The 13,637-nt window shown below is 29.4% G+C and carries 15 protein-coding genes; all 15 read left to right on the top strand.

All coding sequences use genetic code 11. The features are described 5' to 3' along the window. The 15 genes from ACFQ1U_RS05650 (at position 1) to ACFQ1U_RS05580 (ending at position 13,635) form a co-directional block, all read left to right on the top strand. Positions 1 to 657 (top strand): 3-oxoacid CoA-transferase subunit B, encoded by a 657-nt coding sequence (locus tag ACFQ1U_RS05650; protein ID WP_386106212.1) that lies wholly within the window; start codon positions 1 to 3, stop codon positions 655 to 657. A gap of 66 nt (positions 658 to 723) precedes the next feature. Next, positions 724 to 1,485 (top strand): exodeoxyribonuclease III, encoded by a 762-nt coding sequence (locus ACFQ1U_RS05645; protein ID WP_386106210.1) that lies wholly within the window; start codon positions 724 to 726, stop codon positions 1,483 to 1,485. A gap of 21 nt (positions 1,486 to 1,506) precedes the next feature. Then, positions 1,507 to 2,835: a lytic transglycosylase domain-containing protein gene (locus tag ACFQ1U_RS05640; protein ID WP_386106208.1), complete on the top strand. Its 1,329-nt coding sequence runs from the start codon at positions 1,507 to 1,509 to the stop codon at positions 2,833 to 2,835. A 51-nt stretch (positions 2,836 to 2,886) separates the two neighbouring features. Next, positions 2,887 to 3,879 carry a DUF4837 family protein gene (locus ACFQ1U_RS05635; RefSeq protein WP_386106206.1) on the top strand — a complete coding sequence of 331 codons (993 nt, stop codon included), beginning with the start codon at positions 2,887 to 2,889 and terminating at the stop codon, positions 3,877 to 3,879. Positions 3,880 to 3,985: 106 nt separating this feature from the next. Then, positions 3,986 to 5,452, top strand: a complete 1,467-nt coding sequence (locus ACFQ1U_RS05630) for a DUF5687 family protein (RefSeq protein WP_386106204.1) — start codon at positions 3,986 to 3,988, stop codon at positions 5,450 to 5,452. 17 nt (positions 5,453 to 5,469) lie between these two features. After that, positions 5,470 to 6,165 carry an ABC transporter ATP-binding protein gene (locus ACFQ1U_RS05625; RefSeq protein WP_386106202.1) on the top strand — a complete coding sequence of 232 codons (696 nt, stop codon included), beginning with the start codon at positions 5,470 to 5,472 and terminating at the stop codon, positions 6,163 to 6,165. An 88-nt stretch (positions 6,166 to 6,253) separates the two neighbouring features. Then, entirely contained in the window at positions 6,254 to 8,470 is a 2,217-nt protein-coding gene (gene porW / locus ACFQ1U_RS05620; RefSeq protein WP_386106200.1) for a type IX secretion system periplasmic lipoprotein PorW/SprE, read from the top strand. A 7-nt stretch (positions 8,471 to 8,477) separates the two neighbouring features. After that, entirely contained in the window at positions 8,478 to 8,894 is a 417-nt protein-coding gene (locus ACFQ1U_RS05615) for a bactofilin family protein (RefSeq protein ID WP_386106198.1), read from the top strand. Next, a complete protein-coding gene (locus ACFQ1U_RS05610) occupies positions 8,863 to 9,093 on the top strand; it encodes an AtpZ/AtpI family protein (protein ID WP_386106196.1) in 231 nt (76 codons plus the stop codon). Before ACFQ1U_RS05615 ends, ACFQ1U_RS05610 begins: the two co-directional genes overlap by 32 nt. Then, on the top strand, positions 9,083 to 9,484 hold the full coding sequence (locus ACFQ1U_RS05605) for a DUF6168 family protein (RefSeq protein WP_386106194.1): 402 nt from the start codon (positions 9,083 to 9,085) through the stop codon (positions 9,482 to 9,484). The genes ACFQ1U_RS05610 and ACFQ1U_RS05605 overlap by 11 nt, the downstream gene beginning before the upstream one ends. A 94-nt stretch (positions 9,485 to 9,578) precedes the next feature. Further along, positions 9,579 to 10,751, top strand: coding sequence for a F0F1 ATP synthase subunit A (gene atpB, locus ACFQ1U_RS05600; protein ID WP_386106192.1), 1,173 nt, complete (start codon positions 9,579 to 9,581; stop codon positions 10,749 to 10,751). A gap of 36 nt (positions 10,752 to 10,787) precedes the next feature. Beyond that, the gene (locus ACFQ1U_RS05595; RefSeq protein WP_010181760.1) at positions 10,788 to 10,982 is read left to right on the top strand and encodes an ATP synthase subunit C; all 195 of its coding nucleotides are present in this window, start codon (positions 10,788 to 10,790) and stop codon (positions 10,980 to 10,982) included. 86 nt (positions 10,983 to 11,068) lie between these two features. Then, a complete protein-coding gene (locus ACFQ1U_RS05590) occupies positions 11,069 to 11,566 on the top strand; it encodes a F0F1 ATP synthase subunit B (protein ID WP_386106189.1) in 498 nt (165 codons plus the stop codon). 9 nt (positions 11,567 to 11,575) lie between these two features. After that, positions 11,576 to 12,133 (top strand): ATP synthase F1 subunit delta, encoded by a 558-nt coding sequence (atpH, locus tag ACFQ1U_RS05585; RefSeq protein WP_386106187.1) that lies wholly within the window; start codon positions 11,576 to 11,578, stop codon positions 12,131 to 12,133. A 5-nt stretch (positions 12,134 to 12,138) separates the two neighbouring features. Continuing rightward, positions 12,139 to 13,635 carry a hypothetical protein gene (locus ACFQ1U_RS05580; protein ID WP_386106185.1) on the top strand — a complete coding sequence of 499 codons (1,497 nt, stop codon included), beginning with the start codon at positions 12,139 to 12,141 and terminating at the stop codon, positions 13,633 to 13,635. The last annotated feature ends 2 nt before the right edge of the window (positions 13,636 to 13,637 follow it).

The raw sequence follows: 13,637 nt of genomic DNA, 5'->3' as shown, positions 1-13,637 counted from the left end.
ATGGCTTTAGATAAAAACGGAATTGCAAAACGTATTGCTCAAGAAGTAAAAAACGGCTACTATGTAAACCTTGGAATTGGTATTCCAACTCTTGTTGCAAACTTTGTTCGCGAAGATATTGAAGTTGAATTTCAAAGTGAAAATGGTGTTTTAGGTATGGGACCATTTCCTTTTGAAGGAGACGAAGATGCGGATATTATTAATGCAGGTAAACAAACAATTACTACACTACCAGGTGCTAGTTTTTTTGATTCTGCTACTAGTTTCTCTATGATTAGAGGTAAACATGTACACCTTACTATTTTGGGAGCTATGGAAGTTGCCGAAAATGGAGATATTGCTAACTGGAAAATACCTGGTAAAATGGTTAAAGGTATGGGTGGAGCAATGGATTTGGTTGCTTCTGCAGATAATATTATTGTTGCCATGATGCATACCAACAAAAGAGGCGAATCTAAACTATTAAAAAAATGCTCACTACCATTAACTGGTGTTGGATGTGTTACTAAAATAGTTACCAATTTAGCTGTTTTAGAAATAAAAGATAATGCTTTTCATTTACTAGAAAGAGCTCCAGGAGTTTCTATTGAAGAAATTCAAGAAGCTACAGAAGGAACTCTAATTATAAATGGAGAAGTGCCTGAAATGGCAATTTAACAATATATAAACATCATAAAAGGCGTAAAGTTTATACTTTACGTCTTTTGTATTTAAATAAAGTCAATGAAAATAATATCTTATAACGTAAACGGTATTAGAGCTGCCATAAAAAAAGGGTTTTTAGAGTGGTTAGAAGCAGCAAATCCAGATGTAATTTGTATTCAAGAAACCAAAGCCCAAAAAGAACAGTTAAATTTATCAGATTTTGAAAATGCTGGTTATCCTCATCATTATTGGTTTTCAGCAGAAAAAAAAGGATATTCTGGTGTTGCTATTTTTTGCAAACAAAAACCCAATCATGTAGAATACGGAACGGGTATAGAATCTATGGATTTTGAGGGTAGAAATTTAAGAGTAGATTTTGATGATGTTTCTGTTATGAGTATGTACTTACCATCTGGAACTAATGATGCAAGGTTAGGATATAAATTTAACTACATGGATGAAATATTAACCTATGCTTCAGAATTAAGAAAAACTGTGCCTAACTTAATAATTTGTGGTGATTATAATATTTGTCATGAAGAAATAGATATTCATAACCCAAAAATGAAAGGAGTCTCTGGTTTTTTACCTGAAGAACGTGAATGGTTAAGTAAATTTATTAACAGTGGTTTCATAGATAGTTTTAGACATCTAAACCCTGAAAGAGAAGAATATTCTTGGTGGAGTTACAGAGCAAATGCCAGAGCTAATAATAAAGGTTGGCGTTTAGACTATGCAATGGTATCTGAACCTTTAAAAGAAAACATATCTAGGGCTTATATATTACCTGAAGCAAAACATTCAGACCATTGTCCAATTGCAGTTGAATTATCATTATAAACATTAGCATTACTCTTTTTTATGTACAAAAAACAATTCTTTTATTTAATTACTTTAGTAACTGCACACATAGCAATAGCTCAAAATCCATTAGATTCACTACAGATTCATAATATCAATAATATTGAAGCAAATAATATTACTGATAAAACTGATGCTACAGTTAAAAAAGAAGATTTATATACAATTGATGATTTAAAGTTGATGGATAGTTTATTAGTAGAAGCTAAATTCAACTCACCTTTGTATGATAATACTCAATATGTAATTAATGATAAAGATATTGTTGAAGAGGTAGAAACTATTGTTTCTAAAGATCTACTTAAAAAAAGATTGGCTGAAATTAATACCACTACTCCATTTCAGTTAAACTATAATCCAGCTTTAGAAAAGGTCATTAATAGTTACCTTAAGTATAGGAAGAAATACTATCCATCATTAATGGCAAGAGCTCAGTATTTTTTTCCAATGTTTGAGCAATATTTAGATCAATACAACATACCACTTGAAATGAAGTATTTAGCCATTGTAGAGTCTACACTAGACCCTAGAGCTAAATCAAGAGTAGGAGCAACTGGTTTATGGCAATTTATGTATGGAACAGGTAAGCAATTTAAGTTAGCTGTAAACTCTTATGTAGATGAACGTCAAGATCCAGTTAAATCAACAATTGCCGCATGTAAATACTTAACATTATTACATGATATTTTTGATGATTGGGATTTAGCATTAGCCGCTTATAATTCTGGCCCAGGAAACGTATTAAAAGCCATAAAAAGGTCTGGAGGACACAGAAACTATTGGAATATTAGGCCTTTTTTACCAACAGAAACAGCTGGTTATGTCCCAGCATTTTATGCTACAATGTATATTTTTAAATATGCAGATGAACTCGGAATTTATCCTGTAGCTCCAGATATTTTTAATTTTCAAACTGATACTGTGCATGTTAAAAGGACAATAAGTTTTGAACAGATATCAGAAAAGACAGGTGTAAATGAAGAAATATTATCATTTTTAAATCCAGCTTATAAAATGGAAGTTATTCCATATGTAACCAAGAAAAAGTTTTCTATACGGCTTCCAAGAAATAAAGTATTAACTTTTCTAGATAAAGAGAAAGAGATTTATGCCTTAGCACAATATCAAGATTCTTTAAGAGAAAAACCCTTACCTAAATATTTTGAAATGGATAAAAGAATTAGGTATAAAGTTAAAAATGGTGACTATTTAGGTAAAATTGCAAATAAATTTGGAGTTCGTGTAAAAGATATTAAACGATGGAACAACATGCGAAGTACAGCATTAAAAATTGGGCAGCGTTTATATATATATCCTAAAAGATTATAAAAAAAGGCATAATATTTGTTAATTTCATAGCACCAATCATAAAAAACTATCATGAAAAAACTATTAACCATACTTACGCTTACGTTTCTTTTTATCAGTTGTGATGAAGGTAAAAAAGAAAACGACTATATTTTACCTACCGCATCTGGTAACACTAACGAAATTTTAGTGGTAATGAAAACACTTCAATGGGAAGGCAAACCAGGTGATGAAATAAGAACTGTTTTTGGTGAACACCAAGTAGGATTACCTCAACCAGAAACACTGTTATCTGTTACACAAATTGACCCTTCAGGTTATAAAAACTTTATGCGTAACCTTAAAGCTATATTAATAGTAACAACGGGTGAAAAAGAAGAAATAAGCGTTACGAGAAATAAATATGCAGAACCTCAAATTATTGTTACAGCTACAGCCAAAGATGAGGATGGGTTAATCAATTTAATTAAAAATAGAGGTAAAGAAATTATTAAACTTTTTAAAGATGAAGATATTGCTTTTATACAACAAATATTTAAACGAGAAGCATTAGATGAATCATCATTAAAAACATTAAAAAACCTAGGTATTAGTTTAACCATTCCTAAAAGATTTAATGTAGTTGATGATAAAGGAGATTTTTTATGGCTTCGTCAACATTTAAAAAGCGGAATTGCTCGTGGTGATGGTACTAATAACATATTAGTATACAGTGTTCCTTTAGAGGATGAATCTACAGTTGAAGATAACATTACAGCCATTAGAGATACTATTGGAAAAAAACATATTCCTGGTAGCAAAGAGGGAATGTATATGATTACAGAAGCTGCTTATACTCCATTTACATATCCTACAGAAATAGACGGTAAAAAAGCTTATGAAACAAGAGGTAAATGGGAAGTAAAAAATGATTTTATGGCGGGTCCGTTCATTAATTATACGGTTATTGATAAAGCTAATAACAGGTTGATAGTAGTGGAAGGGTTTACTTATGCACCATCGGTAAATAAAAGAGATTTTATTTTCGAACTAGAAGCTATTGGTAAATCTTTAAAAATAAAATAACCGTAAACAACTAATAAATTAAAAGCATCAAATTATAATTTGATGCTTTTTTTGTAACATAAACTTAAAATTAGTTACTAATAAATATCAACTAATTTTAAATTCTATGATTAAACATTTTTTAAGTTTAGAAAAAAAGCAATTTTTTCGTTCAATGTTCTGGCAAAAAAGTATTGCGGTTAACATTATTCTTGGCTTCTTTGCTTTGTATTTTATCGTTATTTTTTTAGGAATTGGTTTTGGAGGATTCTTTATACTAAAAAAACAATTTCCGGATCAAGACCCTTTAAAAATTATAAACTCATTTTTGCTATTTTACATATTAGGAGATCTAATATTTAGGTATATGTTGCAAAAACTGCCCGTTATTAATATCAAACCATTGTTATTGCTTCCTATTAAAAAAAGTAAAATTATCAACTTTGTATTGGTAAAATCAATGTTCTCTTTCTTTAATATTTTAAGCTTATTCTTTTTTATTCCATTTGCAATTGTATTAATTAATCAAAATTATGAGGTTATAAATGTTTTAAACTGGTTATTTGGCTTTATACTTATTGGTTTAGGAATTAATTTTTTAAACTTTTTAATAAACAAAAATAATACGGCCTTTTGGGTTTTAGCAACGTCATTAGTGTCTATGTATGTTTTACAGTATTTTAATATTATAAATTTTAAAAATGTAAGCTCATTATTATTTAACGGATTGTATAACAATTCTTTTGCCGTTATAGTACCTGCTATAATATTAGCATTGTGCTATTTTTTAAATTACAAACAACTAAGTGCAAAATTATATTTAGATGATGCTGTTAATCAAAAGTCTAAAGAAGCTGCAACAGCTGATTTAAGTTTTTTAGATAAAATCGGACCATTAGCTGTATTTATCAAAAATGATATTAGACAAATTTGGAGAAATAAAAGATCTAAAACAGTATTTTTAATGTCTTTTTTGTTCCTATTCTATGGTGTCATATTTTTCTCAAATAAGACATATGAAGAAAAAATGCCCGCTTTTTTAATTTTTGCTTCGCTATTTGTAACAGGTGGTTTTGCACTTAATTATGGACAGTTTATCCCTGCATGGGATAGTGCTCATTATAGAATGCTAATGACTCAAAATTTAAGCTACCGAAAGTTTTTAGAAAGTAAATGGCTTTTAATGGTAGTGGTAACATTTGGTTTGTACATTTTAAGTATTCCTTACTTATATTATGGAGTCGATAAATTTTTAATGATTACCGCAGGAGCGATCTTCAATATTGGATTCAACACCTTGTTTTTACTTTTTGCAGGTTCTTTCAATAGAAAAAGAATTGATTTAAACGCAAGTGGTTTTGGTAATACTCAAGGAATTAGTGCCACACAATTTTTAATTATCATACCAATTATGGGAATACCCATGTTTTTATTTTGGATTTTTAATACCTATGTAAGTTTTAATGCAGGAATAATTGCTATTGCATCGGTTGGAATTATAAGTTTATTACTTAAAAAACCAATCATGAATTTTATTGAGAAAAAATATATTACAGATAAGTATGCTACAATTCATGCATTTAATCAAAAATAACTAACCATAACAATACTATGATACAAGCTAAAAATATTTCAAAAAAATACGGATCAACTGAAGTTTTAAATATTCAAAATTTAGATATTCCTAAAGGACAATCATTAGGTTTAGTTGGAAATAACGGTGCTGGTAAAACTACATTTTTTAATATATTATTAGATTTAATAAGACCAACATCTGGATCAATATCTAACCATAATGTTACAGTAAACGAAAGTGAGCAATGGAAAACTTTTACGGGTTCTTTTATTGACGAAACTTTTTTAATTGGATACTTAACACCTCAAGAATATTTTGACTTTGTAGGTGAATTACGCGGCATGAATAAAGCTGATATACAATCTTTTTTAAAGCAATTTGAAGAGTTTTTTAACGATGAAATTCTTGGTAAAAAGAAATACCTGCGTGATTTGAGTAAAGGAAATCAAAAAAAGGTTGGAATTGTAGCTGCAATGATGGGAAACCCACAAGTAGTAATTTTAGATGAGCCTTTTGCAAACTTAGATCCAACCACACAAATTCGGTTAAAAAACTTAATTAAAAACCTTACAAATGAGAAAGATGTTACTGTTTTAGTATCAAGTCATGATTTAAGCCATGTTACAGAAGTTTGTGAGCGAATTGTTGTTTTAGAAAAAGGCAATTTGGTAAAAGACATTCAAACATCACCAGAAACTTTAAAGGAATTAGAAAGCTATTTTTCGGCATAAACCAAAATTTACGTTTTTATTCCTATTTTTACGCTCTAACATGCAATATCTTACATAAAAGATAGTTGTATTTTAGAGCGTATTTTTTATGAAAAAACTTTCTCAAATAATTGCATATGCAGGTGTTATAGGCGTAACACTTTCTTGTAGCACACAAAAAAACACGGTTGTAAGCCGTAATTTCCACGCTTTAACTACAAAATTTAATGTGCTGTTTAATGGTGAACAAGCCTTTGAGAAAGGTTTGAATGACATTAATAACAATTATCAAGATAATTTTTACAAAAGATTATCAATTGAGCCAATCTCATTTGATGACAGAAAAGTTGCTGCTCCTAAATTCAACAATCCTGGTTCTAATTTTAATAAAAATCAAGATAAAAAACCAGAAACTCCATTTGATAGAGCAGAAGAAAAAGCTGTTAAAGCCATTCAAAAGCATTCAATGAACATTAATGGCTATGAAAAAAATAGTCAAATAGATGATGCATATCTTTTGCTAGGTAAATCAAGATATTACACACAACGTTTTATACCTGCCTTAGAAGCTTTTAATTACATCATTGCTAATTATCCAAACGCAAGTTTAATAGCAGAAACCAAAATTTGGCGTGCTAAAACCAATGTTAGAATTGAAAATGAAGGCTTAGCCATAGAATCTTTAAAGTTTTTATTAGAAAACGAAGAAAACGAAGCTGTACTATCTGACAGGATTAAAGAACAAGCTCATACTGCCATGGCAATGGCCTATGAAAAAACAGATACCATTCAAAAAGTTATTGAGCATTTAACTAAAGGGTCACAAACCTTTGTTAACAAAGAGCAATCTGCCAGAAATATGTTCATATTAGGTCAAATTTATAGTGAGTTAGATAGAAAAGATTCTGCAAGAATGGTTTTTCAAAAATTAGCATCACACAAAAAAGCTCCAAATAATTATAAAGTTCATGCATCTATTGAGTTAGCTAAAAATGCCAAAAAAGATTCTACCGATGTATTATTGATTAGTAAATTTAGAAAACTAATTAAAAACATAGATAATAGAGCATATTACGATCAATTATTTTATCAATTAGGAAACTTATACAGAGATAGAGGAAATACCGAAAAAGCTATTCAATACTATGAAAAATCATTAGAAACTAGCAAAAACAACTATCAAAAAACATATAGTTACGAAGGTTTAGGTAACTTATATTTTAATAAACAAAACTATGTGTTAGCAGGTACTTACTATGATAGTGTTTTAAATATTACTTCGGAAGAATTTGAAAACGAAAAAAGAATCCGAAGAATAAAAAGAAAAAACAAAGGATTAACATCATTAAGAGCTTATGAAAGTTTAATTAAAGAAAATGATAGCATCCTTAACCTAGTGTCTATGTCAAAAGAAGAACAGACATCTTATTTTGAAGAGTATATTGAAAAAATTAAAAAAGAAGATGAAGAAAGAAGACAACAACTTTTAAATTCTCAAAACTTCGGAAGTCAATTTGGAGGTGGTCTATCTTTCAATACTAATAAAAACAAGGGTAAATGGTATTTTTACAATACACAATCAAAAGCCTTTGGAGAAGCTGAATTTGAACGTATTTGGGGAAATAGAGCCTTAGAAGATAATTGGAGAAACTCAGATAAAGCTTCGGCAAAAGAAACAGAAGAGTCAATTGTTAATACAGAAGAAAATCAGAGTAGATATAAGGTAGAAACCTACTTAGCTACCATACCAACAAATGCAAAAGAAATAGAAAAACTTAAAGAAGATAGAGCTGATGCTTTGTATAAATTAGGACTTATTTATAAAGAGCAGTTTACTAATTATCCTGAAGCTCTAAAAAATTTAGATCGTTTATTAACGCTAAATAAGAATAAACAATTAGACTTACCGATTCATTATCATTTATATCAGGTTTATAAAAATAATGATAATGAAGAAAAAGCTGAGGAGAATAAAAATTACATAATCACGAATTATCCAAACTCACAATTTGCTAAAATCATTAAGAACCCTAATGATAAACTAAATGAAAATGAAGAAATTAGTGAGGTACAAAAAAAATACAAAGAGTTTTATTACCTTTATAAAGCTAAAAAATACGAAGAAACTGTAAATCAGATAAATAACTACAATTCTAGTATTGTAAATTCTGATTTAATTGCTAAATTTGCATTACTTAAAGCCTTAGCCATAGGCAAATACAAATCTAAAGAGGAATATAAAAAATCATTAGAGTTTGTAGCTTTTAAGTTTGCTAATAGAGAAGAAGGAGAGAAAGCAGAAGAGATTATTAAACTTTTAAAATAGAATCCCCATGTTCAGCAAAAACAAAAAAGAAGTAGCAGTTGAAAGAAAATCAACCAGTAGAAACGTAATTGGAAAAGGTACTAAAATTACAGGTGACTTAATTTCTGAAGGAGACTTTAGAATTGATGGAACTTTAGAAGGAACCCTTAAAACTGACGGTAGAGTTATTATTGGAGAAAATGGTTTTATTAATGGTGCTGTAGAATGTAGTAATGCAGATGTTGAAGGTCGTTTTTCTGGTGAATTTAATGTAGCCAATACATTAACAGCTAAATCAACAGCTAACATAACAGGAAATGTAAATGTTGGTCAAATATCAACAGAACCTGGTGCCTCTTTCAATGCAACATGTAATATGAAAGGAGCCGTTAAAGAATTAGGTAAAGATACAAATGCCCCAAAAGCAAAAGAAAAAACCGCTTAACAAGTACATTCAGTTTAGCGGAATTGCAATACAAATGGGCATAACCATTTACCTAGGTAGCATACTAGGTAAATGGTTAGATGTAACTTTTGTAAACGCTGATGAATTAAACACTAAAATTTGTACTTTAGCCGCCGTATTTTTAGCAATGTATTCTGTGATTAGACAGGTTACTAAATTAACTAATAATGATGACTAAACGTATCACCATATTTGTAGCAACAGTAATGTTGCTTTTTTTTATAGGTTATTTTTCACACAATTTTATACTAACCAATAATAACATAATCACTAATTTTAATCCATTATACATGTATATTTTTCATGCTATTGCATGTTTAATAGTTTATATTTTAGTAGAATTAGTACTTACAATTTTACCTAACGAAACAGGTTATTTATACCTCGCCTTAACCATGATTAAGTTAGGAGTATTTGTGTTGATATTTCAAAATCAAATATTTTCAGAAACAAAACTTACAGGAGCAGATAAAAGTGTGATTATTATTCCTCTTTTCTTATTTTTAATAACTGAAACAGCTGCTGTTGTAAACATCCTGAATAACAAACAATTCAATAAAAAGAGCTAAAAGCCAAAAGTAAATTAAAAAACCATTTGAATTTTTAATTAAATGTGTACCTTTGCACGAAATTTTACAGGCGAGAAATCACATTAATTAAAGTATGATGATAGCAAAAAAAACTATCAAAGTTTTAGCAACAGCAGTTTTAGTATTAAGTTCTTTATCAATAACTGCGGGAGGAGACAGTAACAATTCTGACAATGATGGAGGAAGAGTTAACACTAAAAAAGAAATTGAAGCTTATAAAAAGCATCACTTAGCAGACTCTCACGATTTTAATTTATTTTCTTACACTAACAGCCAAAATGAAAGAGTTCATGTTGGTTTCCCTTTACCAGTTATTGTATGGACAAGTAAAGGTTTAACAGGGTTTATGTCGTCTGAATTCCATCACAATGATGACGGTCATGTAATCGTTGAAAAAGGCGGGGTAAAATTAGCTAAAATCCATAGTAAAATTTACGAATTAGATAACGGTGCTACCGAAGTTTCTTTTGACGAAGAACATCATGCTACCAATGCACACAAAGTAATCGATTTTTCTATCACAAAAAGTATTGTAGGTGTTTTACTTGCTGGACTTTTGATGTTTTTAGGATTTGGTTCTTTAGCTAAAAGTTATAAAAAAGGAGCTATCCCTACTGGTATTGGTCGTTTTTTAGAGCCATTAGTTTTATATGTTAGAGATGAAATAGCTAGGCCTAATATTGGTGAAAAGCACTACCGTAAATTTATGGGGTTCTTGTTAACAGTATTCTTCTTTATTTGGATTTTAAATTTACTAGGTTTAACTCCATTAGGCTTTAACGTAACTGGTCAAATAACTGTTACAGTTTGTTTAGCTTTATTTACATTCTTTATTGTACAGTTTAGTGGTAATAAAGATTATTGGAAACATATTTTCTGGATGCCAGGTGTACCAGTACCAATGAAAATTATATTAGCCCCTATCGAAGTTTTAGGTATGTTAACTAAACCTTTCTCTTTATTAATTCGTTTATTTGCTAACATTACAGCAGGTCACGCAGTTGTTATGGGGTTAGTAGCAGTAGCATATACAGCAAGAGAAGTTTTAGGTACAGCAGGAGGTTTTAGCGTATCTTTATTACTTACGTTATTCATCTCTTTAATAGAAGTTTTAGTAGCTTTTTTACAAGCGTTTATTTTCACAATGTTATCTTCATTATTCATAGGTATGGCTGTTGAAGAGCACGATCATGATCACGCGCATGATGCAGAAGGACATGGTTTCGAAGATAACGCAATTATTTAAGAATAAGAATTTGTTTAATTATATAAATCAATTATTATGACAATCCCAAATTTAGTTGGAGCAGGTTTAATCGTAATCGGAGGAGGATTAGGATTAGGTAAAATCGGTGGTAGTGCAATGGAAGCTATCGCTCGTCAACCTGAAGCTGCTGGTAAAATCCAAACAGCAATGATTATCATCGGAGCATTATTAGAAGGTTTAGCATTTGGTGCTTTAATCTTAGGTGCATAATTCCGATAAAAAAAAGAACATATTCCTGTAACGGTTGGTTACAGGAAATGTTTTAAAAGTAAATTAAACAAGAAAAAATATAGAAGATGGGAATAATTAATGATTTTTCAATTGGACTATTTGTAATGATCACAGTAGTCTTAATTATTTTGATAGTTTTATTATCAAAGTTTGCTTGGAAACCAATTTTAAATGCAATTTCAGAACGTGAAGAAGGAATTCAAAATGCATTAGATGCAGCTGACAACGCACGTAAAGAAATGCAAAACCTACAAGCTGACAACGAAAGATTATTAAAAGAAGCGAGAGAAGAAAGAGATGCAATGATGAAAGAAGCTCGCGAAATTAAAGATAAGATTATTGCTGATGCAAAATCAGAAGCAGAAGAGCAAGCTGCTACTATGATAGAGAATGCAAAAGCAACTATTAAGCAAGAACAACAAGCAGCTGTTGCAGAATTAAAGAAAAATGTAGCAGAATTATCAATAGGTATAGCACAATCTGTTGTTAAAAAAGAATTAGCTTCACAAGATGATCAAATTAAGCTTGTAGAAGGAATGTTAGAAGACGTAACGTTAAACTAATTTTACAAAATGAAAGAAGCTAGACCAGCATTACGTTACGCAAAAGCAATTTTAAACCTTGCTAAAGAACAAGGTGTAGATGCAGAAGTTAATGACAACATGAAGTTGATTGCTGCAACTATTGCTGATAGTGACGATTTAGATGCAATGCTAAAAAGTCCAGTAATTAAAGCTACTGACAAAAAAAATGTTTTAGTTGCAATATTTGGCGATAAAGTGAATAATATTACCAAAGGTTTATTCAATTTATTAGTTGAAAATAAACGAGTAATAATGTTAGAGCCAATAGCTAAGCAATATAGTGTTATATTTGACTACTATAAAAACATGCAAGTTGCTACGGTAACAACTGCTGTTGCTTTAACAAGTGATTTAGAAGCTAAAATTCAACAAAAAATTGTTGAAATTACTGGAAATAGCGCAACTATAGAAAACGTTGTAAATCCAGACATTATTGGAGGATTTATTTTACGTGTAGGAGATAAGCAATATGATGCTAGTATCTCGAACCAATTTAATGAATTAAGAAGAGAATTTGACAATAGTCATTATATTCCAAAGTTATAATTGTAATGAAAAAGTTAAACAAGCATTTACTTATTAGTTTTTTATTTCTTTCAATTGCTTCATTTGCACAGAAAATAAAAATAAAAAAAGGTGTAGTATTAATAGATAAAGTCGAGTCTGCCTTGATTAAAGAAGAAGGAAGGAATGATTATACCTATTCTGATTTAAATACAAAAAAACCTGTTTTTAGATCTAAATTAGTTACTGAGAAAATTTCAGAAGAATTAATTAAACAATGGATTGAAGTATCTTCTCCTGATGGCTCAATAAAAACAGAGATACCTTATGAAATGTTAACTTTTTCTTTAAGTATGAAAAAAGTTTTTACTCTTCTTTTCTTAAAAAAATATAAACTTATTCAAAAAGGAAGTATTGACCATAATGCTGTAAAATCTTTTTTTGAAGAAGAGAGACCACTTATTTCTCAAGAAGTTAAACAACTAGTTGCTGGTGAAATCAAAAAGGCTACTCAAGAAAAAATAAAATTAGAAGCAAAAAAGGAAGAACTAGGTAAAATTAACTTCAAAATTGATTATATTAACAAATATATCTACAGTGGTGAAATTCCTTATGATTTCCATGAGGAAAAACCAAATTTAGAGCTGGTGTATCCTAATATGATCGGTAGTTATACTTCTCAAAAAAGTGTTGGTTCAGCATACAGCGGAACTATATTAACGTTTTATGATTTAGATCAAAATAAAATTGCAATTGTAAAACCGGGGGGGTATAATGAAAAAGAAGTTAATCTTGTTCAACAGAGTAAAAAATTTACATATAAAGCAGATTTTAATTCTGATTTTAGTGATTATAATGTAGGTCAGCAAGTTAAAGAAGCAGTAGAGCAATTATATTTAAATGATATTTATCTAAGAAATCAATATCGTGATAATAAATTAGTAGCTAAAGATCTTGCCAAAGAAAAATTAAATAAGGAAATAGATAAATTCAAATATAATACTATCAATTTCTATGACGTTAAAGGCTACTTTATAGATGAGAATAATCAGAAAGTTGATGGTTTGATTACTATTTGGTTTGAAAATGTTAAAAACAACTTTGGTTCGGATATTACTCACTATGATGCTAGTTTTTTGGGTAAGGTAGTAAAAATAAAAACTAAAGAAAATAATTTAACCTTAAAGGCAAGTGGAAAAAAAGTATCTTTTTGTATTAATGAGGAAGGAAAATCTGAAAAATGCTTTAAGAGCATAGCAACTAAATTTTTGGGATTAAATTATCAATTTGTCTTAGTTTTAGACGAAAATGATTCAAATATAAGTTTTTATAAAGATTATGATAGCGGCATAGTATACTTGAAAAAAACAAATAAACCACACGCTATAATGTTATCTAAGAGAAATGTAAAGTCTAATTCAAAATCTATTTCAAAGTATTTAGAATGCCCTGAAATGCGAGAAAAGCTTATGACATTAGATTACTCCAATTTAAATGAATTATATAAAATAAAAGAGTTATATAACAACTTGTGTAAAAAGTAAAT

The organism is Tenacibaculum geojense, assembly GCF_042676005.1.
Taxonomy (GTDB): domain Bacteria; phylum Bacteroidota; class Bacteroidia; order Flavobacteriales; family Flavobacteriaceae; genus Polaribacter; species Polaribacter geojense.
This window is presented reverse-complemented; position numbering and strand designations above follow the sequence as displayed.

Bases quoted from the DNA above. Each gene is read 5' to 3' on its own strand.
- ACFQ1U_RS05650 (WP_386106212.1), top strand. From the start codon at position 1: ATGGCTTTAGATAAAAACGGAATTGCAAAACGTATTGCTCAAGAAGTA.
- ACFQ1U_RS05645 (WP_386106210.1), top strand. From the start codon at position 724: ATGAAAATAATATCTTATAACGTAAACGGTATTAGAGCTGCCATAAAA.
- ACFQ1U_RS05640 (WP_386106208.1), top strand. From the start codon at position 1,507: ATGTACAAAAAACAATTCTTTTATTTAATTACTTTAGTAACTGCACAC.
- ACFQ1U_RS05635 (WP_386106206.1), top strand. From the start codon at position 2,887: ATGAAAAAACTATTAACCATACTTACGCTTACGTTTCTTTTTATCAGT.
- ACFQ1U_RS05630 (WP_386106204.1), top strand. From the start codon at position 3,986: ATGATTAAACATTTTTTAAGTTTAGAAAAAAAGCAATTTTTTCGTTCA.
- ACFQ1U_RS05625 (WP_386106202.1), top strand. From the start codon at position 5,470: ATGATACAAGCTAAAAATATTTCAAAAAAATACGGATCAACTGAAGTT.
- porW (WP_386106200.1), top strand. From the start codon at position 6,254: ATGAAAAAACTTTCTCAAATAATTGCATATGCAGGTGTTATAGGCGTA.
- ACFQ1U_RS05615 (WP_386106198.1), top strand. From the start codon at position 8,478: ATGTTCAGCAAAAACAAAAAAGAAGTAGCAGTTGAAAGAAAATCAACC.
- ACFQ1U_RS05610 (WP_386106196.1), top strand. From the start codon at position 8,863: ATGCCCCAAAAGCAAAAGAAAAAACCGCTTAACAAGTACATTCAGTTT.
- ACFQ1U_RS05605 (WP_386106194.1), top strand. From the start codon at position 9,083: ATGATGACTAAACGTATCACCATATTTGTAGCAACAGTAATGTTGCTT.
- atpB (WP_386106192.1), top strand. From the start codon at position 9,579: ATGATGATAGCAAAAAAAACTATCAAAGTTTTAGCAACAGCAGTTTTA.
- ACFQ1U_RS05595 (WP_010181760.1), top strand. From the start codon at position 10,788: ATGACAATCCCAAATTTAGTTGGAGCAGGTTTAATCGTAATCGGAGGA.
- ACFQ1U_RS05590 (WP_386106189.1), top strand. From the start codon at position 11,069: ATGGGAATAATTAATGATTTTTCAATTGGACTATTTGTAATGATCACA.
- atpH (WP_386106187.1), top strand. From the start codon at position 11,576: ATGAAAGAAGCTAGACCAGCATTACGTTACGCAAAAGCAATTTTAAAC.
- ACFQ1U_RS05580 (WP_386106185.1), top strand. From the start codon at position 12,139: ATGAAAAAGTTAAACAAGCATTTACTTATTAGTTTTTTATTTCTTTCA.